General features: G+C 46.8%; 21 protein-coding genes, 1 tRNA gene and 1 riboswitch. Of the genes, 15 read left to right on the top strand and 7 right to left on the bottom strand.

Going from position 1 to position 18737, the window contains the following annotated elements; genetic code table 11:
• Positions 1-575 precede the first annotated feature (575 nt).
• Positions 576-650: transfer RNA gene (locus ACIQ2T_RS01910), tRNA-Gly, on the bottom strand.
• Positions 651-743: 93 nt separating this feature from the next.
• Here ACIQ2T_RS01910 and ACIQ2T_RS01905 point away from each other — a divergent pair.
• Both ACIQ2T_RS01905 and ACIQ2T_RS01900 read left to right on the top strand, forming a co-directional pair.
• The gene (locus ACIQ2T_RS01905) at positions 744-1907 is read left to right on the top strand and encodes a tyrosine-type recombinase/integrase (RefSeq protein WP_397589353.1); all 1164 of its coding nucleotides are present in this window, start codon (positions 744-746) and stop codon (positions 1905-1907) included.
• Between the two features lie 957 nt (positions 1908-2864).
• Positions 2865-3134 carry a hypothetical protein gene (locus ACIQ2T_RS01900; protein WP_397589352.1) on the top strand — a complete coding sequence of 90 codons (270 nt, stop codon included), beginning with the start codon at positions 2865-2867 and terminating at the stop codon, positions 3132-3134.
• 158 nt (positions 3135-3292) lie between these two features.
• On the opposite strand, the gene ACIQ2T_RS01895 is transcribed toward ACIQ2T_RS01900, so the two are convergent.
• Positions 3293-3649 carry a hypothetical protein gene (locus tag ACIQ2T_RS01895; RefSeq protein WP_397589351.1) on the bottom strand — a complete coding sequence of 119 codons (357 nt, stop codon included), beginning with the start codon at positions 3647-3649 and terminating at the stop codon, positions 3293-3295.
• 22 nt (positions 3650-3671) lie between these two features.
• Positions 3672-3863: a hypothetical protein gene (locus tag ACIQ2T_RS01890; RefSeq protein WP_397589350.1), complete on the bottom strand. Its 192-nt coding sequence runs from the start codon at positions 3861-3863 to the stop codon at positions 3672-3674.
• Between the two features lie 162 nt (positions 3864-4025).
• Here ACIQ2T_RS01890 and ACIQ2T_RS01885 point away from each other — a divergent pair, with 162 nt between their 5' ends.
• The 11 genes from ACIQ2T_RS01885 (at position 4026) to ACIQ2T_RS01835 (ending at position 11857) form a co-directional block, all read left to right on the top strand.
• Positions 4026-4700 carry a hypothetical protein gene (locus ACIQ2T_RS01885; protein ID WP_397589349.1) on the top strand — a complete coding sequence of 225 codons (675 nt, stop codon included), beginning with the start codon at positions 4026-4028 and terminating at the stop codon, positions 4698-4700.
• Between the two features lie 31 nt (positions 4701-4731).
• The gene (locus tag ACIQ2T_RS01880; RefSeq protein ID WP_397589348.1) at positions 4732-5655 is read left to right on the top strand and encodes an HNH endonuclease; all 924 of its coding nucleotides are present in this window, start codon (positions 4732-4734) and stop codon (positions 5653-5655) included.
• A 259-nt stretch (positions 5656-5914) separates the two neighbouring features.
• Positions 5915-6409 carry a GIY-YIG nuclease family protein gene (locus tag ACIQ2T_RS01875; protein WP_397589347.1) on the top strand — a complete coding sequence of 165 codons (495 nt, stop codon included), beginning with the start codon at positions 5915-5917 and terminating at the stop codon, positions 6407-6409.
• Between the two features lie 115 nt (positions 6410-6524).
• Positions 6525-6631: riboswitch (SAM-I-IV-variant riboswitch) on the top strand.
• A 51-nt stretch (positions 6632-6682) separates the two neighbouring features.
• Positions 6683-7519, top strand: a complete 837-nt coding sequence (locus ACIQ2T_RS01870) for a hypothetical protein (protein ID WP_397589346.1) — start codon at positions 6683-6685, stop codon at positions 7517-7519.
• Positions 7516-8019: a hypothetical protein gene (locus ACIQ2T_RS01865; RefSeq protein WP_397589345.1), complete on the top strand. Its 504-nt coding sequence runs from the start codon at positions 7516-7518 to the stop codon at positions 8017-8019. Before ACIQ2T_RS01870 ends, ACIQ2T_RS01865 begins: the two co-directional genes overlap by 4 nt.
• Positions 8012-8314, top strand: coding sequence for a hypothetical protein (locus ACIQ2T_RS01860; RefSeq protein WP_397589344.1), 303 nt, complete (start codon positions 8012-8014; stop codon positions 8312-8314). The genes ACIQ2T_RS01865 and ACIQ2T_RS01860 overlap by 8 nt, the downstream gene beginning before the upstream one ends.
• 105 nt (positions 8315-8419) lie before the next feature.
• Complete coding sequence (locus ACIQ2T_RS01855) at positions 8420-9550, top strand: zinc ribbon domain-containing protein (RefSeq protein ID WP_397589343.1); 1131 nt, start codon at positions 8420-8422, stop codon at positions 9548-9550.
• Between the two features lie 46 nt (positions 9551-9596).
• Positions 9597-10181, top strand: coding sequence for a hypothetical protein (locus tag ACIQ2T_RS01850; RefSeq protein WP_397589342.1), 585 nt, complete (start codon positions 9597-9599; stop codon positions 10179-10181).
• A 182-nt stretch (positions 10182-10363) separates the two neighbouring features.
• Positions 10364-10801 carry a hypothetical protein gene (locus ACIQ2T_RS01845; protein WP_397589341.1) on the top strand — a complete coding sequence of 146 codons (438 nt, stop codon included), beginning with the start codon at positions 10364-10366 and terminating at the stop codon, positions 10799-10801.
• 25 nt (positions 10802-10826) lie between these two features.
• On the top strand, positions 10827-11225 hold the full coding sequence (locus tag ACIQ2T_RS01840; RefSeq protein ID WP_397589340.1) for a hypothetical protein: 399 nt from the start codon (positions 10827-10829) through the stop codon (positions 11223-11225).
• An 83-nt stretch (positions 11226-11308) separates the two neighbouring features.
• Entirely contained in the window at positions 11309-11857 is a 549-nt protein-coding gene (locus ACIQ2T_RS01835) for a hypothetical protein (RefSeq protein WP_397589339.1), read from the top strand.
• Between the two features lie 100 nt (positions 11858-11957).
• Here the strand turns inward: ACIQ2T_RS01835 and ACIQ2T_RS01830 are convergent, their stop codons facing one another.
• The 4 genes from ACIQ2T_RS01830 to ACIQ2T_RS01815 all read right to left on the bottom strand — a co-directional run bounded on the left by ACIQ2T_RS01830 (position 11958) and on the right by ACIQ2T_RS01815 (position 17294).
• On the bottom strand, positions 11958-12377 hold the full coding sequence (locus ACIQ2T_RS01830; protein WP_397589338.1) for a hypothetical protein: 420 nt from the start codon (positions 12375-12377) through the stop codon (positions 11958-11960).
• Positions 12378-12442: 65 nt separating this feature from the next.
• On the bottom strand, positions 12443-13279 hold the full coding sequence (locus ACIQ2T_RS01825; protein WP_397589337.1) for an LEM-3-like GIY-YIG domain-containing protein: 837 nt from the start codon (positions 13277-13279) through the stop codon (positions 12443-12445).
• A gap of 247 nt (positions 13280-13526) precedes the next feature.
• On the bottom strand, positions 13527-15494 hold the full coding sequence (locus ACIQ2T_RS01820) for a DUF2779 domain-containing protein (RefSeq protein WP_397589336.1): 1968 nt from the start codon (positions 15492-15494) through the stop codon (positions 13527-13529).
• Between the two features lie 873 nt (positions 15495-16367).
• Positions 16368-17294, bottom strand: a complete 927-nt coding sequence (locus ACIQ2T_RS01815; RefSeq protein WP_397589335.1) for a hypothetical protein — start codon at positions 17292-17294, stop codon at positions 16368-16370.
• A 515-nt stretch (positions 17295-17809) separates the two neighbouring features.
• Between ACIQ2T_RS01815 and ACIQ2T_RS01810 the strand changes: the two genes are divergently transcribed.
• Together ACIQ2T_RS01810 and ACIQ2T_RS01805 are read left to right on the top strand one after the other, a co-directional pair.
• Positions 17810-18061: a hypothetical protein gene (locus ACIQ2T_RS01810; RefSeq protein ID WP_397589334.1), complete on the top strand. Its 252-nt coding sequence runs from the start codon at positions 17810-17812 to the stop codon at positions 18059-18061.
• Between the two features lie 46 nt (positions 18062-18107).
• Complete coding sequence (locus tag ACIQ2T_RS01805; RefSeq protein WP_397589333.1) at positions 18108-18545, top strand: hypothetical protein; 438 nt, start codon at positions 18108-18110, stop codon at positions 18543-18545.
• Positions 18546-18737 lie beyond the last annotated feature (192 nt).

Below are 18737 nucleotides of genomic sequence, written 5' to 3'. Positions count from 1 at the left end.
GTAAAATGGCCAAGGTGATCCCGATGCCGAGCCCCGCACCCGCCTGATCCGGAATGTAAGCCCGCGCGCCTGCATTCCAGACCGCCTAACAATCGTCACTACAGGCGAGTTTTTCAACAGAATAGGGTCGTGCCCGGACAGGCAGCTTTTGTAAAATTTTCGCCAAAACCGGACAGTCTGCTTCCGGCCCAAAATCTGCCATGGCACCTGATCAAGGACGAGGACCGATTAGGCTTTCAGCCAAAATAGCCTGTTCCAATTGGAACGCTGGCAAACAGTGTTCGACGCCAACGACTCTTCCCGGGTAAATGTGACTTTTGTGGGGTTTGGGATTGCGCGGACCGGCCCCAAAGCGTTACGGATGATCGTCGCTCATCCGTTTTTAGGAGCGAGCCGAACACAAAGATGAGCGCAGTGCCAATCGCGTAAACCGGCAATGCCGCATCCCAGGCCGACTTAAACACTGAATTTCCAGGATTTTTGAGGGGGCGCTCCAATCAGAACGCTGATAAAAACGCACGCTGCAAGCCCGCTTTGAGCAGCAAAGCCGATATCAACTAAGTCATTGAAATCATTGGAGCGGGCGAAGGGATTCGAACCCTCGACCCCAACCTTGGCAAGGTTTTGCTCTACCCCTGAGCTACGCCCGCTCTGGCGGTCAGGCATTGAAATTACGTCTTTTTTTCGACGGCATTTCATGTTTCAGCAGTATGTTTTTCATGCGTGTTTCATGGAGTGGCTAAATGACAGACCTTAGTAAAATCGGCGAGCGGGAGCGTCTGAAACCAAAAAGGGGCGACGAGCCTCATTGGCAACGCATCATGAACGGGTGCTACGTAGGATTTCGTCCCTCAAAACGCGGGGGAAGGGGCGCGTGGCTTGCACGTGCTTATGACGCCGACATTCGGAAGTATCAGCGGGCCGCCTTAGGTGACTATCCCAACCTAAATGGGCATGAGGTATTCAATCAAGCGCGACGCGACGCAGAGCAGTGGGCCTCAAAAATAGAGTGTGGTGGAGCGGGACCGGAAAATATAATCACAGTCGGTGATGCTTGCCGGTCTTATGCCAGTTCGAGACAACCGTCGGAGTTGGGTATTTTAAAGCGAACGGTTTTCAATGATCCAATCGCGAGCGTGAAGCTCAAAAAATTACGGCGCCACCATTTGCAAGGATGGAGAAAGAGGCTGGAAGATACACCCGCTCTCATTTCGAGAAATAAGACGAACATCACGACCAAACAGCGATCCAAGTCCACCGTCAACAGAGACATGTCTCCATTGCGCGCAGCCTTACGAATGGTCTTATCTGAGGGTGCCCCAAATACTGATGCAGCGTGGCAAGAGGCGCTGAGGCCTTATAGAAACGCCGACAAACGACGGGTCTTATTTTTGGATGAAGCGGACCGGAGAAGATTGGTGGCGTGCGCTAATCAGGAAATCGGAGGCTTCTTGCGCGGCCTGTGCTTTTTGCCGTTACGAGCCGGAGCACTCGCGGCGCTAACAGTAAAAGACTTTGATCCCAAAACTCGAACACTTACGATTGGGCGGGACAAGAGCGGAGGTGCCCGTCAACTTGTCATACCCTCAAACATAGCGTCTATTATGGAGCCGCATTGCAAAGATAAGCCACCTACATCACCAATCTTCGGCCGGCGTGACGGAAGACCGTGGAACAAGGATGCGTGGAAGGGGCCAATTAAAGAGGCGGTATTTGCTAGCGGATTACCCACGGGTGTTTGCGCCTACACATTGCGCCATAGTGTCATAACCGAACTTATCAGAATGAGCGTACCTGCCCTCACGGTAGCGCAGTTATCAGGCACCAGCATTGTCATGATCGAACGTCATTACGGACATTTAGTCCAAGGCGACGCAGAAAAAGCACTGGCTGGGCTCGTATTTTAAGACCGTGTGCAGTGCTACTGGCTCGATGCTATAAGGGCCTAAATGTCACAACGCTCTTCTCCATGTGTGGTGCTAGAGGTTTCGTACCGGCAGGTTGTTACGGGAGGGATGCACTTACAGGCTCAACCAACTCCCAAGTGCCGTCGTGTCGCCTTCTCCCGCGTCTGGAAGCGCGGAAGCAGCGGCTCGTTCACAGTGTTAGCCTATTGTTTGAGGCGCCTACACGTTTCCGTTGGGGCGGCGGGCTCGGCCATAGTACTATTCCATAGAAGCGCGACGCCTGACTGTTTGTGTTTCCTAAAAATTTCGTTGTGATGGCAAAAAAGTTAGAGCCTATCGGCTTCATCGAAATACATAAGTTTACAGCTTCAGCTGGTGAGTGGCACTTTCGAAAAGTGCCTATCCATCAATGCATTGCCGTGTCTAAATCGATTGTCAGCGGAAAGCGCTGCGTACATAAAAAACAATTTATTTAAATCACCGTACATATGTTTTATGTTGTAATTTCAATATGTTATGTGCTTTTTTTACTTGCAATTAGGTGCAAAACTCCTATCTTCTCAGTTGCCCCCGCATCCATCTGCAGTGGGGGTGTCATATCCCGCCCCCTATGGGCCGCCTTCCCAGCCCGTTGAGGTAAGACATGGGAGTGAGGCGACAGCAGATCAAGGACAGGGAAACCTGTCCAGCCAGTCTTTGCAGACTGGTGCCAAGCAGCTTCGGCTGTGTGAGTGGGCCATCCTTCGCAGGAACCCACAAGAAGCGTGATAGTCATTAGATCGGCTCACGTTTTCTGCGTCAACAAGTAGCGGGTAATCGGGCGACAGCATGACCACCCCCACCTCACTGAGGTGCCGCTGATCTAACTGTGACTAAACCTGTGGGCTAACTCCGAGGTTCAGGAACATGGCTTTGCCAAGGCAGGAAGGGAAGCCTTTCTGTCTCGCAGGCAAAGCTATGCCCACAGAAGATCTTCACCAAGGTTCAGGATTTACAATGTACTTAGACAAAGGCGCTAATAGATGGCTCAGAGAAAACAGCAGCAAGCTTAGTAGTAAGCTAAAGCAAAGAAAAAGAGAAACCGGCGGAATGAAGGCTAGAAAGTTAAAGGCCGAGTTTCTCGCTCATCCGAAAGCTCAGTATGCAATGACATTTCAAGAATACAAAGACATCAACAAGCGGGATGCAATTTGTCGATCCTATGGCTTGGAACTAATCAGATACTGATGTCGGCGCTCCTAAATTCTCTGCTGCTATCAAAGGACTTGAATGTGGAGGGGGGGACGTGGTGTGGGCGTGGGGGCATCAACTTGGCGGTACCATATGCACTGTCACGCAGATGCTGCGCAGAAAATCAAATCAGAAAAAATTAAAAATGAGGTTCGTTATCCGAGTATCAGCGCGGATGCCAATGCTGCTGCAAAAGCTCCAAACCTAGCCAACTTCAACGCGGCTATTGTCCGGAATGGCGGAAGACCAAAAAAGCTGGCATTTCTTTGCGCGAACAGCGCCATCCATTGCAGCGCCGTCATTACAGACAGCTGAGCCAGTACGCACGCGACGGCAAACCAGAAACCATTCTGCAGGAAGCCCGTTGCAAAAACTATAGCTACCAGAGGCCAGACCGGTGACTTCTTTTCAATGCTGACCTGCGTGGCGGTTATATCTGCAGGAGGCCTTCCTTTACGTCCCGAGTAGCTCACCGCCCCTTCGACAGAGTTTATTTCGTAATTAACCGCCATCTATCGCCTCTCTCAAAATATCTTATTTGGTCTTGCCTGTCTCAAAGTTTATTCCGATGGCCAGCAGCTGTCGGATCGCGTCAGCGCGGTTGAGCATCAGAAAAGGCGCCTCAAGTTTCATATCGGACAGGTAGGTGTCAATCTCACGCACCATTGCAGCCGACAAGCGCACGCTAATCGTCTCCATCGGCTCCGGTAATTTTGGTCTGCCCATTGGCCTTCTCTCTCAAGCGGCCCCCTAGCTAGCGCAATTATTCCTTGTTGTGTGCAACGTAATAAACGTATACTTTTATGCGTGGGCAATGAAAAGCGGGAATCACGGACGCCGTGAAATCGGTTTGTAACGCCCAAGACATATCGCAGGGGGGCAACGAAAATGGAATTGAAATTGATCATTGGTGCCGCATTGGCGCTGACGCTTGGAGGATGCGTTTCTTCATCCAAAGCTTTGCGAAATACAAATGGCGACCTCATCACTTGTAAGGCAAGCGGCTACGGCTGGCTTGGCGCGCCGGTCGCCCTGATTAACCAAAGCGACTGTCTGCGCAAATATCGCGAGCAGGGATATTATGCTTTGGACGAAGACCCCAATTTACCCAAAGTGGCGGCGTCAGCTCTTAAATATCAAACGGGAGTGAAGCTTACACTGCCAGCAGGTTGGGTTGTTCAACCACTAACAGCCGCACAAGTCAGTTCTGGCTTCAAAATATATGGGGTAAACCAGACACTGGATGCCAGTGTTATGCTTTCAACAGTTAAAAAGAGCGCAATCTCTGACTTCGATTCGTACGCACGCAGCCGTCAAAAGGCCGCCCAAAGCGTCGGCACAGAAAATACAGTCACAGAGTTAGAGCTGAACGAAGTAGGCGGATACACTCATGCCAGTTACGGCGCTTCTTTAACGCTGGCCAACATAAGATATCGCTACGCCTACAAAGTTATCAAAGGCGCATCCGAGATCGTGATCATCACTGTATGGAGCACAGCCGGTAATTTTGATGCCATCAAGCCGGAACTGGACAATTTGGTAAATTCGGTAGAGGGTGTTTAAGTAATCTTCCTGTGAAGCAAGAGCTATCCCTATGAGATATTGGTGGGTTAATCAGAACCAAACTTATAAGCACGAAACTGAAGGTGGCTTTTTATGGTCGCCAAAGCGAAATCGAAACGGTCGCAGCAACCGCTTTTATGACAACATGACGGAAGTCCGAGCGGGCGACCTTGTTCTGTCTTTCTGCGATACACAGATCAAAGCGATCGGAATTGCACAGGGTTCAGCTCAGTCAGCGGTCAAACCCGAATTTGGTAATGTCGGCAAACAGTGGGATGATGATGGCTGGTATGTTCCAGTAGAGTTTGAAGAAGTCTCAAACCCGATAAGGCCAAAGGATTTTATTGACGAATTAAGGCCATATCTCGCAGCCAAATACGCACCGCTGCAACCAAATGGCAATGGCAACCAAGGTGTCTACCTTGCAGAGGTGTCAGAGGCATTCGCCAAAACAATTTTGACGAGAATGGGCGTCACACTCGACCCTACGTTGATATCTGATGAGGCCATAGCAGCCGATACGGCAGAGGAGCAGGCTCAAACTGCAATTCAGGGCCGCACAGACATTGGTGCCACTCAAAAGGCGCAGATGATCTTAGCACGTCGCGGACAGGGTATTTTTAGGGCAAACGTGAGGCTGAATGAAAAAGCATGTCGGGTCACTGGAGTAACTGATCCACGGTTCCTGATTGCAAGCCACATCAAGCCGTGGCGGCTGAGCGATGATCGTGAGAAGCTTGATGGCTGCAACGGCTTGCTACTCTCTCCGCACATCGATCGCCTGTTTGATAAGGGATACATTAGCTTCGATGATGATGGTGCCATTTTAAAATCAACTAAACTTCCGAAGGAGGTCTGGAAGCATTGGGAGCTAACAGCCAAGGATAATGTGGGCACCTTTAACGATATGCAAAGAGCATATCTGAGGTTTCACAGGGCAGAAGTTTTTAGCTAGAGCTTGACCGCGGTTGCTAACGGCTTCTTGCGGGCACAGCTAATTGATTTGTGTCAACCTGACCACGCTTGGAGAGTTACATGACATATAGACAAACCGCTGCGCTATCGTCATCTAGCAAGGAACTTGTTATTCGCAGCAGGTTGGGGATGCAAAAAATCAATCTCATCAGATTAAATCAACCGTTGCCATTAGTTCTGAAAACCTGCGCGGAGCCTCCGTCCTTTAACGTTCAGAATGCAAAAAGCTGAGTAAAATCATGTCGGATTTTAATAATTTTTCTGAATACTCTGGTCCAGAGGGGTTCATATACGTTGCACATAATCAATACATGTACGATGTTATAAAAATAGGTTTTACTAAGAAATCCCCATATGCACGCTTAAATGAGCTCAAGACTACGGGGGTATTAGGAGATTTTGAACTTATAGTGGCATATTATGTCAAAGATTGTGTAGCTTCCGAAAAACACCTGCATAAAGTATATAGTGAAATACGAGTACAAAATAATAGAGAATTTTTTAAAGTTTCTCGAGAAAAATATTTTGAAATTGCAGTAGAGTGTGGATTAATTTTAGCTAAATCGAAAATGATTGATCCAAAAATTTATTTTGGAATATTTTCTAATGCAAATCACAAAAATATCGATGCAGAACGTAAAATAAATGATCTTGAGAAGGAGATTATTGAGCTCAAAGAATTGTTAAACGAAAAAGATAAATACATATCTAAAACTATACATAACGTGGGATGAATGAAATATAACTCAATTAGCACGTGCCCCGCTTAAAACGGAACGGTAATGCAAGCAGTCGATACGACCAACAGAAAGAATGTTCTTTACAGCGTTGCAACTGCCTCCTAACATTATCGAACATCAAGAGAAGGTTTAGTCCTTCACCAACCTGCCCATTGCTCGGTAAGGTGGTAAACGCGAAAGCGAGATGTGGCGGATTACGCAATCAAGAGCGCATTTTCCGCAACTTCTAGTCGAGCCTTCTTGCGATGCAAACGCAAGGAGAAGCTTATGTGTAAAGTATCAATCCCCACGCAGTACCCAGAAGCGGTGCTCGCGATCCTAGAAGCCTATCTCGGTGGGAGCAGCTCGGAGCTAACGCTGAAGGAGGCAGTTCGAAAGCTCGAGCTACCTGCTAAATGTCAAGACGATGCAGCATTGGCTGCGGCAGGTTTAATTACAAACCACATCGACGAACAGTTGCCCAAGTGGGGCGCTGAGGGTGAGCATGGCCGCGCCTTGGCGCTAGAGTGGAACATCCGCATTCCCACCAATCGATTGATAGATCCGACGCTGGTTTGCACCGTTAGATGGACAACTGAAGGAAAGGGTTTTTACTGGCCGATCGAATTTTGGCTCACCTATATCGATGGTTTCCACGTTGAAATTCTAACGGCTCGGTCCCCCGATGTTTGGGGTACACGCGAGCTTGTGATCAATGTTGCTCCAGCAGGTGAAAACCGCAAAGCAATTGCTCTCGAGCTGATGGAAGGGCTCTGGCACAATATGATGGAGGCCACTGGAGCGATGTGGGCTAGCTGGTTAGAAGATGGCTTGGTCGATGCCGTTGCGGGCAACGACCTAGCTGTTCAAATGACGAACGGAGCTATCGCTCGAATTCCATCTGTACTCGTTGGTGATGCAGCACTTGAGGTTTTTACTCGAGAAGAGATCAACCAGCTTGATAGACCGGCCATGTTCTCGCTCGCTCGACTGCTAAGGGATCGACTTGGAAAGGCTGGCCCGCCGCCCACGCACGATGAACTGGAGGGGATACGAGAGCTTCTCACTGAGCATCTCTTCGCCATCGACTTCAAATACGCTGCAAAAAATGGAGGCGGAAAATGAAAAAGCCCACCATACCAATGTCGGCTCTCGACCTACCCGAACAGCGCATCGTATCAGTCGCAAATCTCGTTGATCGACCAGACCCCTTCAACACAGTGGTCGGTTGGAATGAAAAACCGACAGGTGTCATGCTAGCTAATGGTCCCCGCAATGCTGACTACCTAGGGCAGGTTGAGTGGGCGTGGGGTCCAATGAATGGACGGGTTGACGGCTACTACCTCAGCAGAGGCCGATCCCACTGGATGCTATGGGTTTACGCCTACGATGACAACGACGGATGGACATGGTGCGCCATTGGTCATGCACCGCTAAAGCAAGCATCACGTAACCAAGCTATGATCCATCTGCTCGCTGACTTTTGGCGTTGGGAAAAGGAGAATAATGAACTCGAGCATTATAGCTGGATCAATGAAGAGGACTGCTTAAATGCAAGCGAGTTGAGAACGATTGCGCTGCTGGTCTGGAATACCGCTCCGGAAGGAGGCGGCAAAGATGAGTGAAAAGCCCGATCCCAAGCTTGGGCAGAGACGGAAAAAACGGCCGGTCCTCATCGTCGTTGAAAAGTGGCCAGATGGCACAATGGGCATGAAATTTGGCAGTGCGTTGATGTCGGCTCTCGGTCAGCATCGAGATGAAGCAACTCTTTTGCAGCTTGGTCCACAACGCATCCTCAGGATCGAAACTGATGTTTCAGAGGCTGAGTTCCGCTTGGCGCTAAAACCGAGAGATGTTTCATACCACGGGCGTATTCACTTTTCAGAATTGCTGACGGAGGAGCCTTCGCCCGCATACTAATAAATTTGGCAAAATTCTCGTCAAATTCGAATTAAAGTCAATCCTTGAACTACTGACCGATGTTGGCATATTCTGCTCAAATCATAAAACAACGGGCATTCCCTTATGACAAAAAATGCAGGTCCAGTTTCCAGCGCTATAATCGACTTCACCGGAGGAAATTTCCGAAATCGCATATTTGTAGGCGCCGACATACCCGCCAAGAAACTGGTTAATGCCCGAAGCAAGTACATTACGAGAGATGAACCCATTGTCGCGCTCATAGACGACACGCTTTTTGGTTCTTCCAAGGACGGTTTAGCGATCAGTGAAGATTATGTTTATGCAAAAGGCACGCTTGGAGACATCAAGTCGGTCAAGATATCTTCTATCCGAAGCGTGAGCAGCCAAAGCAACAAATTGGGATCGCTCGATATTTATTTTGGCGGCAATTTGTTTGTAACGCTCAGCACCATCGACAAGGAAGATCATGATTTTGTCATCGGAATTCTGAAAGCCGCTTACGCTGCCAGCAAGGGGGTCGCTCCAGCCAAGGTCTCAAACAAGCCAAAGGCTGCGGCAGAGCCTAAGTTGGAGACTTCCAAAATAAAGACCGCAGCAGTCGCTTGCGCAGAGTGCTCAGTCAGTTTGCCGGCAGGCGCGAAGTTCTGCTTAGAATGCGGGGCCAAGGTAATTCCAAGAGGTATATGCCAAGAGTGCAAAACGAAACTGCCTGAGCAGGCAAAGTTCTGCCTTGAATGCGGAACTCGAGTTGGTGCGCTTGCTTCCAAAGCCACCCTAAAAGTTGAGGAAGTGTCAGTAGCAGAACACGGAACCCAAAATAACTCTCGGTCGGGTGGGATAATGAAAATTGATTTTGAAGTCACTTACAACAACGGAGATACTGGAGAACAGGACCAGCAGACTATTTCTTTAGAAACAGATTCAGACGAGTTAGCTATGCTGCATTTGGCTTGCGAACAGAACCCAACCCAGCAGAACTTTGTAATTTTATTTCGCAAAATCTATGACAACACGGAGATGGACGGTGGCGAGAAGGGATTGCTTTATGATGACCTATGGCCAGTCATGCGCCGCTGGGCGTTTGACAAGCTCGGATGGCACGATGTCACGATTGACGTTAATGGCTGTGTCGTAAATGGCACCCAATTGCGCATCAATAATGAAACAATGGACGTAGCAGATTGGTCTCTGCAACTTAGCAGGGAGGAAGGATTTATGTACTGCTACAGCTGACTGTGAAGACAAGGCGGAACTGGAAACTGGACTGCGGGAGGCAAAGATGACTGAGGAAGTCGTAATAAATATAGCAATATCCAAAAATATTGAAAAAAAAGAAGGCCTATCTGCTGGAGGAATTTACGATAGATGGGGTACGGGGCCGCTCAATTATATCGTTTGCAGCGGCAAAGCAGATGATGCCGGCGATATTTATCTAGAAAACGTTCTTATTTTAGAAGAATCTGATGTCGTTTTTTATAGTGCGAGAGACAAACTTGAGCGTAGCGATCAATCTGAACCAGAAGATGAATGGTCGCTTTTGACAACCCTCATCAAGCACCTAAATCTCGAAGTGACTTTTGGTGATGATAGGTTTTTTGAAATTGCAGATTTTATCGAAAATCTTTCGATAAGTGTCGAACCGCACTCGGCTCTTAACCATCTAAAATTAGAAAATAGCCATGCGATTGGGGAAACTGAAATCGAAGGTCTCGGCCCCCACACTTGTTACGTTTCTAGGTATTTTGCTGTGAACCACGGAGAGCCTTTAGAAACTAATGACCCGCAAGTTTTTTACGAACAGGCGGTTAATGGACTCGATTATGACGAATACGATAGCATCGACGTCCAAGTTATCATTAGGTGAAAAGGGACTTGTCGATGCTGGTTGAAAGACTGGTTTGGCTTGCCTTGTCCCGCTGCCCTCTGTCAGTTTAATGGCAGGGCACGATCCGCAAAACGTTAGTTAAAACAAATTTTGACTTTTGCTAGGTTACGAGAAATTATTTAAATGAAAATTAACAACATTTCAAAATTAGGGATTAAAAAATGACTGATTTAACTATCCGATTGAATGATACTTTTACAACTACGCAACTAGACGATTTCGAACTTGAATCGTTTAGGAACAATAAAATTGATTCTGTTGGAATTACAATATTTCCCATAAATGCGAAAACAAATATGGCAGTGGCATTTGAACTTTCTTTCAAACATAAATCACTTGTCAAAAAAATTAGCTCTTTTGAAGGCGAGCTTTGTGAAAAAACAAAGAAATATACTTTAAAGATAAACGGTGAAATGAAGGTAAAATTACGTTCAGGAGTTATAGATAGTTTGAACGAAGAAGAAGGTGGTTACGTTTTTAAATTGGCCTGCATCACATGTGACAATGTTAGAGCTGCTCTAGACGGGCATGAGGAATATAATGCATATGAAGCTGTGTTAACCGACTTATACACCGTATCTGATTTCACCTTCCCGTAACGGTTTGAACGGAATAGAATTAGACATGATGGTGCAACTTGTTTGGCACATTGAAAATGCTATTTTTCAATTCTCTGAAGCGCAAGATAGGGAAAATTGGATTAGTTCAGCGAAGCCAATTTGGTTTGAATTTTCTCCTGAACAATCTGATGACAATGCTAAATCCATAATGAATCTGGCATTGCCTCAGCATTTTGATTTAACGGCCCAAAACAGCAAATTGGTAATTGATTTGTCCGAACATGAAGTCTGCGTAACGGCATGGGTAACGCTTAATGCTGAGCTTCGAGACGATATAGTAAAAGAGAATTTTATCGAATGGGCTGAAGATAAAGGTGGATGGGCTTGCGCTACCATAATGCTCTCTGACGCCGATGCATACATCGCGGAAGACAGCGGCGGCGAGTTCCGCTGGCAGGAATGAATGTGACCAAGACTATTCACAGCCTTACTAAATCCAACTTAACAGCTTTTAATTTTTAGCGTCACGAAACAAAGGTGAGTAAGATGAAAACAAATGAGGTGAGGCTTCAAACTCGAACTTCCAAAACATTGATTGATCTTGCGAAGGCAGTCGAAATTGCGCCTGATCCCGCTCGCACCGTGGTGACTGAAAATTTCGGCTCGTTAGAATTAATGCAAAAAGAGACCGTTCGCGCCGGACTTACGGAAAAATTGGGAAAAAAGTGTACAGCGATCTACATCATAAAACTTGGTCCAAATGCAAATTGGACTGCGGTTAGGGATGCTTTAAATCTTCAAAAGACTGGAAAGCTGGATGGCAGAGCTTACCCACAAATTAACAAAACCGCCGCAAGCGAATATATGTATGTCGGCAGTTCGCGGGATTGCGTGAAGAGGTTGATTGAGCATTTAGGACTTGGTGCGAAGAGTACATATTCCCTTCACATGTCCTCTTGGGCCACTAGCTTGGTTGGTGACTTTGAGATCGAAATCCTGAAATACACCGATATCGACCAAACCGTTTTGTGTGCAATCGAAGACCAACTATCTAAAGAGTTGAAGCCATTATTCGGACGGCGGGGTTCTCGTTAATATTTTAAAAACCAACAATTTTTGCGCCCTCTGCACCCTATAAGCGATGCAGTTATAACTGCCGCGGACATATATTACCTTCGCTGCCGTCAACTATGGCTCACTTCAATTTCTTCAACGAAAATTCGCAATCTGTCGCTCGCGGCTCGTCGAAATTGTAATCGTGCCGGAAACGCGAGACGCCCTCCAACACCGGCTTTTGGCCAGAATTCAGCAACGCAACGCCATCTTTATGAATTTTAGATTTGAAAACACCTTTTATAGTAAATTTGTATTTTGTTTCACTTAGCGCCTCAACAGAAATACCCCCATCCATGGCATCGTTATCGCCTACGAAAATAAGAGCAGGGCAAATAGGCTCATTTGGGTTTTCAATTCTAAAATTGATTGTACATTTAGGATGCCCATAATCATCGCAGATCCGTTCATTCTCTTGGCTTTTCCATTCGCCTGAGGTCCAACCCACCTCAGGAAGTTCGACTTCGATTTCGCAATCTGCTTTAATAAATATATTTGGCACTGCTCTCTCCCCAATCAAATTTAAACAGAAATACAGAAGTAAATAATATTAAAATTCATATACAATTATTTTTTTGTCGAACTCTTCCCTCTCAGAAGCCTTGCGTTTCCTTGGGAAAATTCGACAGCCAGCCAGTTACCGCGCCCCCAGTAACCTGCGGCTTGTTCAATAACTTTAGCGTAATTTTTCCCTAGTAGCTCATGTGATCCACTTTCCTCATACAGCCGGCCGTCAAAACCGCGCCTCTGTTTGTCAATTTCCCAGCTGTGCCAAAGACCAATTTCAACTACGCAAAAAGAAACTCCGCGCACAACCCCCACTGCATGCGTTGCGTCTTCGTGTTTTCTTGTGTTGGTCCACCAGCCCCGCGTTGCGTCGTAGGGTGATCGACCATCAACCTTCAAGCCTTTATCAATGTTAAATATAAGCACTTTGCCGTAGTCTTCTTTGGGCGCGACATGTGCGGCAGAAAGACGATATACTTCGCTGCTGGTTCGGCGCCCTGAGTGCGATGCGTCGTGCCCCCCTTGCGCATTTGTAAGTTTATCTCTGCCAATGATATCCATGACAGCAGCTTCGACGTGAAATGCTGACTGACTGTCTGGCAAGCCATACCTAATGATCTCCCATTCAACCTTTTTGCCCCGCCTCCATATTGCATGGATGCGCTCGATCTTTTTCGAAATATTTGGAGAATTGCTCTGAAGTTTTTTTCTCGCATCTTCTAGATGGTGGAGGACTCTGTCATTTCCGGCTCCCGTACCTCCGCCCTTTCCAACATAGAATATGTCTCCGTCATCATCTTTCAGAACGTACACATAGCAGCCAAGTGCTAGTTCAACATGGGCGTCGAAGTTAGGCTCGTCATTGGGACAATTAAATTCCCCACTTAGATTGCTCACTAAATATTGCTCCCACGACCACCACTAAGGCTAGAAAACCGATAGCCTATTTTCCGATTTGGACGTGCGTTCTGATGTGGCCCAACCAGAACCCAAATGTCATCGCCGTCAATTTGAACTCCAAATACTCTTAATGATTTTGGGTCCAAATTAACGCATTTGATATAGCGAGTAGTGTTCTCCCCTGATCGAACAACCTCCAAGCGATTGCGCGTCTCATCGTAAATTGCATGGCCTGTAGACGCCATTAGGGAGCATCCTCAGCAAATGGGTTTTCACCCAATTCCGCTTTCCAAGCCTCGACAATCATCGCCATCGCAAGGGTGTCTAACTCACAATAGCGAAGTAGCTTGTCTTTGATAGACGTTCGCATTTTGGCGGGTAGCGTCTCGAATTGCAGTCGGCAATATGCCATTGAAGCCTCACCGCCACCGGCGATCTCGAGATCGTCATTGTCTACCGCAGCAGCAGATTGGTCCTTTACCTCATTATCTTTGAGCGCGTTATACGGATCTTGCAGGAAGCCCTGTGCGCCCACTTCCCACCAAGTCATATCGCGGAAATTCAAACTCGGGATACCGTTGTCGGCGCCGTAAATTGGTTTAGAATAACGCTCTCGAAGAAACGTAGAACTCTCGAGAACTGCTGGCAGCACCTTTTTGATAGAATTGCTGCCGTTGGTCGAAGGATGAAAATATCCCTTTTGTGCGATGATTTTAAGATCGACCATCGCCCGACTGCCGCCTTTTATGAGCGTTTCAAGGAAGGTGATTAGCTCAGTCTTGTCTTCGGGCGCATCCCTCCGAGTGTTGAGTTGTTTGATGATGTGGGAAAGTATAGTGTTCTCGTGGCTCGACCACATGAAAACCGATCCGTCATTTTCAGAAAGCGCAGCCTGCAAGGCGCGAGCGAATTCGTAGTTTGGAAACTCCCCAGCTTCTGCAAGAAGAAATTGATTGGAATGCTTCAATGAGCCATCCTTCCCCAACGTGTGATGGGAAAACTGAAAAGCGACGCTCTCATATGGGTTCATGCCGATATGAAATGGCAGAGCTGAAGTAGACGTTTCAAAATCGATGAAATGTAACGGAAAGCGCCAACGATCCATCTCTTTTGTCATGTACTCATGATCAATGAAAAACCCCGCAGATTTAAGCTCTTCGGAGACATGATTGGTCGACCATTGCACTTGCATCCATTGCCGCTCGGAATTGCTTAAACCGTCATCGCTGGCGGTATACTTCAAATGCTCCTGAGTAACCCCAGAAAGTCGCCTGATGCCAGCGTCCATGAGCTTCTGCTTGCCGCGATAGTTCCATAAATCAAGCAAGGTTGGCTCAATAAAATCATCGTCCGACCAGCTATTTGCCTCCTTCCAACATTCGTGGAAGCCACTTCTCAGATTGCTATTTGGCGCAGCTTTGAATTCACAACTCGCGCATTGGGCGCCTATTGGTGCAGGAATTGCAATATCTTCAGCATAAGCCTTCGCCCAAACAACAGCCATTTCCTCCATACTGCCCGTGTCATTTGGAAAATTTAACCCGTGTTCGTGGACCAAATCAACATAGTGATCGACATTAAACTCATGGAGCAATGATTGATCGAAAGTCAGATCTTTGGCTGCGGGGTCAGTGACCACTTCACTTTCCGCACCTATTTGCTTAACCTTAAACAGCTGGTTCATCTTGTCGATAACGGCAGTTTGGGTTTTATCCGGCATCAAAAGATAGCTTGTGATGCGGCATTCTGGATAAGCCAACCCTACAATATATTTTTGGAACGCGATGTCCTCAATATATGGCTTAAACGCTGATTTTAGACCTCCGCGCCCTTCTATCTGATGATCATCGGATTTGATGGACTTGGCCTTCACCTCAACCAACTTGATTGAGTTTCCAGTTTTTATGAGAACATCTACCCTTACTAAATAGGCACCATAAGCAATTGCGGGCTCAAAGAGTGTGACGCTCTCTCGCTTCAATAACTCAGCTGTTTCTGCCAGCGCGTCCGCGTTACCTTTGGGGTAAACCTCAATGCCGTCTGGGTAGAGGCATTTGGCCAATTCACCGACTTGGAAGCCGCCGTCCGCTAATGCTTGGAGGAAAGTGTCCTCTTGCTTATTGTCACGATACACGTTCTTCTTGCCCGCGTAATAGAGCTTACGGGGGCATTCAACCGCCATTTTAAAGCGTGATTTAGTGAGGTATCTCAAATCTATTACCTTACTGCTGGCAATGCCAAATCGGGCAATGGCCAGCTTTAAAAATGTTATGTTTGGCCAGTGATGTTATTCCTGCCCTGTATTTACGTTAGTGGAGAACCCTCCTCTCTCGAAACCGTCGTTGCCTAAACATCATTCTAGGCGGATTCTCACGAGACGAAGCTCTTCATTTCGGCGTTCGCCATGAAGTATAATTTATTTGAAATGTAGTAAGATAATTGAATCTTGAATTCAAAATTCACTATCTTTTATAATTACATTAAAATTAACGATACAACTTCCCCCATCATACGAATCTTTTTCAATATTCGCCTCTAGAGGAACGGTCAGCCCCCATTGATCTTTCGGTTTTTTTATCAGTTTGCCCCTGTCATTGTTAAGGCGTGTTCCAGAGATATAGCCGAATGTGAGATGGGGTATGCTCGGAGAGATATCTTCCTCAAAGATGTTAACGCAGAAGAAGGTGCCCTCTAGTTCGACATTGATCGAGTTATCGCTCGGATCAAAAATGGCTCTGTGTGTGGCCCCATCGACAGGCGTCATTGGCTAGAGAGAGTTGCAGTAAAAGTCCCCCTGCCTAAACAAACCATCAGGTGTTTTTTCAAAATTGTCCTTTGGATCGTCAGGAAAATTTATTGAAAGGTCGGGCATTCCTAGTTTTTTCAATTTATTTCGCGTTGAATCATCCAAATCGTTTTCAAACAGATAAAACTTGAAATTTGATTCCGGAATTTCAATGTGTATCGATTTCATAAAAATACATCCTTAAAATTATTGATTTTCAACTTCAACGACAGACAGCTCACCGGCATTAGTCCACAATACGCTCACGCCCACAACCGGCTTCCCAACCTTCGTTGATGTTTACACTGCATACCTTATTAGCGACGTTTCCCCACCACCGCGGTCAATCAGAACCAAGTTAAATGCGGCCATTGGCATCTCAAATGATTGGGCGTTATCGCCGTCACCAATGGTGCCGACTAAGACCCTATCGCTCAAGATGCGGAGAAAATCACCTATGAGATCTTCGTGTATATGCTGCACCCCGTCCAAAATCGCAGTAGCCCCTTCTTCAGTTTCTATCAGCGGCGAAATGTAATCCATATAGCTGGCACCCATTTCTACTTGGACAAGTAGAGCGCCATCTCCCTCTAGTTTACAGATCAGGCTATCAACTAGCTCGGCATCGGTATCCTCAGAGATAAAGATTGTTAGTCCAATTGCGCCAGCAAGTTGTTCAGTAACCGATTGAACAATGTCGTAGGCAGCGCCCACATTTGGCGGATCTAGAATACTCGTTACCTCAAGATAGGATTCATACTCCTCCCTCTCAGAATTGATTAAGCCTATCTCGCCAGCGCACTCGATCCGGCCAGAATATCTCCATGTGTCTCCTTCACCTTCAACCCATTCGTGGAAATCCGCCAACGAGATACGGATGTCGAAAAACATCTCAACTTCGACACTAACGATTGCGACAGCGTCATTGTCTTCGCTTGGCTCCACCCGAGTGACGGTAAATTCAGGGGAGCGTCTCGAAAAATGAGGAGCTACATCAAGAGTGCCAAAAACGTGTTCGACGCCATCTTTGTCATCCACATTGTCGATATTAAAATCGAAACTGAATGTCGGATTTGAGATAAATTCATCCCGATCACTTTCGGTTTCAAACTCGTACTCACCCTCGTCGACGCAATAGTTTGCCTTGATTCTTATCATACCGGCAGATTGAGTATCTTCAGGCAATCCGTATGGGCCATCGTGAGGCGATGGTTCAGGTGGACTCATAAATCAATCCTCTATTTAATCGCATTTATTTCATTACTTTATGACCGTGAAAAGAACGTTTCTTAGCCGCCAAGTCAATACTTGTTTTAATTTCGGATTTAAGGATAATGTTGCAGTCGCTCTGTATTGACTGGCTTCCTTCGGGTCGGACGAATTCTGGTAAATTCCTAGGTTACAAGCTTCAGCCTATAGTGGATGTTTTAGGTCAGACTTCGTGCTGCCCCCTCCGCCCTTAGTCTTAAAAATTTAGCGCATGGACCCAGAAAAATTGGCGGAGCGTTGAGCGCTATCGAGCCAACATTCTTCATGGCGGAGGACTGATGCGTGACTATATTCAGATACACATGGGGCAAGGAGCTGGCGCACCTGCAACACGGTAATCAATAACTCTCAGTTTATAGGCCACTCAATGCGGAATCTGAAGAAGATCTATCCAAATATACGCATCTGTTGAGTTGATAAGGATGGCCGTCTCGTTGATATAATGTGCGAAACTAAATCTGCAGGACCCCAATATGGCATTTACGATAAACCAGAAACATTTTGATGTTTTCACTGACTTGGCACATCAAACAGGCTGGCCAGCCGCCCGCAAGCCTTATTCGTGGGCACAGGGGATCGGTGCCGATCAAAAAACAATAACCATGTTGCCGAACGAGCAGGTTGACCGAGACTTTCTTAAGTCGATTTGCGCAGACTCTAATGTTTCGGATGAAAACTGCTTTTTAGCCATCATGGCGTGGGGGGGCAAAAAAAAATCACGGTGAGATTGCTTGGAATCTGCGTCATGGATGGCGTGGAATTGTCCGTGATTTGCGAGAAGGCAAGCTATCACGGGAGGAAGGCTATGCACGATTTCACCAGTTTCGAAGAGAAAATCCGCGCTGTGGCTTTGGTCCGGCTTACTACACGAAGCTGATATTTTTTGCGGAGCCGCAGCATACAGGGTACATAATGGATCAGTGGACGTCAGTAAGTATGAACCTGCTTCTAAGGTATACAGGTAAGCCTATTGTCGATCTTAACCGCACCGTTTTTCGCGGTAAAGTTAACCACTATGTCTCGGATCGGAACGGCGCTCCAGTGTTTGAGATTTTTTGTCAGGGAATGGAATTTCTTGCGGGGCAGCAAGATGTAAGCGAAAAACTAAAATCTAGTACACCTGAAGAGTTAGAAATGCGGATGTTTTCCTATGGCGGCCGTGCTGCAGGTGACTGGAGACGGTATGTGCAACAAGCCCCGCAGCTTTGAAATGACGCTGTTTGCCCACGTTCCATCGATTGCAAGAAACTTCGTCTTGACCGGTAGTCAGCGCACAATCTGAGGCAGTGGCCCAAACAATAAAGCGTAAATTATCCACAAGTTGGAATAATAGTCAATTCTTGACACCATACGGACGCTTGGGCATCTTCGAAACGACTTGATCAAAATTGCGGCTTAAAG

It is taken from the genome of Sphingorhabdus sp. (assembly GCF_044357595.1).
Taxonomy (GTDB): domain Bacteria; phylum Pseudomonadota; class Alphaproteobacteria; order Sphingomonadales; family Sphingomonadaceae; genus Sphingorhabdus_B.
Note: the sequence above shows the minus strand (reverse complement) of the source record. Positions and strands in the feature narration are given on the sequence as shown.

What these genes read in the sequence shown, in the direction of transcription:
- ACIQ2T_RS01905 (WP_397589353.1), top strand. Translation starts at nt 744, where the DNA reads ATGACAGACCTTAGTAAAATCGGCGAGCGGGAGCGTCTGAAACCAAAA.
- ACIQ2T_RS01900 (WP_397589352.1), top strand. Translation starts at nt 2,865, where the DNA reads ATGCCCACAGAAGATCTTCACCAAGGTTCAGGATTTACAATGTACTTA.
- ACIQ2T_RS01895 (WP_397589351.1), bottom strand. Translation starts at nt 3,649, where the DNA reads ATGGCGGTTAATTACGAAATAAACTCTGTCGAAGGGGCGGTGAGCTAC.
- ACIQ2T_RS01890 (WP_397589350.1), bottom strand. Translation starts at nt 3,863, where the DNA reads ATGGGCAGACCAAAATTACCGGAGCCGATGGAGACGATTAGCGTGCGC.
- ACIQ2T_RS01885 (WP_397589349.1), top strand. Translation starts at nt 4,026, where the DNA reads ATGGAATTGAAATTGATCATTGGTGCCGCATTGGCGCTGACGCTTGGA.
- ACIQ2T_RS01880 (WP_397589348.1), top strand. Translation starts at nt 4,732, where the DNA reads ATGAGATATTGGTGGGTTAATCAGAACCAAACTTATAAGCACGAAACT.
- ACIQ2T_RS01875 (WP_397589347.1), top strand. Translation starts at nt 5,915, where the DNA reads ATGTCGGATTTTAATAATTTTTCTGAATACTCTGGTCCAGAGGGGTTC.
- ACIQ2T_RS01870 (WP_397589346.1), top strand. Translation starts at nt 6,683, where the DNA reads ATGTGTAAAGTATCAATCCCCACGCAGTACCCAGAAGCGGTGCTCGCG.
- ACIQ2T_RS01865 (WP_397589345.1), top strand. Translation starts at nt 7,516, where the DNA reads ATGAAAAAGCCCACCATACCAATGTCGGCTCTCGACCTACCCGAACAG.
- ACIQ2T_RS01860 (WP_397589344.1), top strand. Translation starts at nt 8,012, where the DNA reads ATGAGTGAAAAGCCCGATCCCAAGCTTGGGCAGAGACGGAAAAAACGG.
- ACIQ2T_RS01855 (WP_397589343.1), top strand. Translation starts at nt 8,420, where the DNA reads ATGACAAAAAATGCAGGTCCAGTTTCCAGCGCTATAATCGACTTCACC.
- ACIQ2T_RS01850 (WP_397589342.1), top strand. Translation starts at nt 9,597, where the DNA reads ATGACTGAGGAAGTCGTAATAAATATAGCAATATCCAAAAATATTGAA.
- ACIQ2T_RS01845 (WP_397589341.1), top strand. Translation starts at nt 10,364, where the DNA reads ATGACTGATTTAACTATCCGATTGAATGATACTTTTACAACTACGCAA.
- ACIQ2T_RS01840 (WP_397589340.1), top strand. Translation starts at nt 10,827, where the DNA reads ATGATGGTGCAACTTGTTTGGCACATTGAAAATGCTATTTTTCAATTC.
- ACIQ2T_RS01835 (WP_397589339.1), top strand. Translation starts at nt 11,309, where the DNA reads ATGAAAACAAATGAGGTGAGGCTTCAAACTCGAACTTCCAAAACATTG.
- ACIQ2T_RS01815 (WP_397589335.1), bottom strand. Translation starts at nt 17,294, where the DNA reads ATGAGTCCACCTGAACCATCGCCTCACGATGGCCCATACGGATTGCCT.
- ACIQ2T_RS01810 (WP_397589334.1), top strand. Translation starts at nt 17,810, where the DNA reads ATGGCATTTACGATAAACCAGAAACATTTTGATGTTTTCACTGACTTG.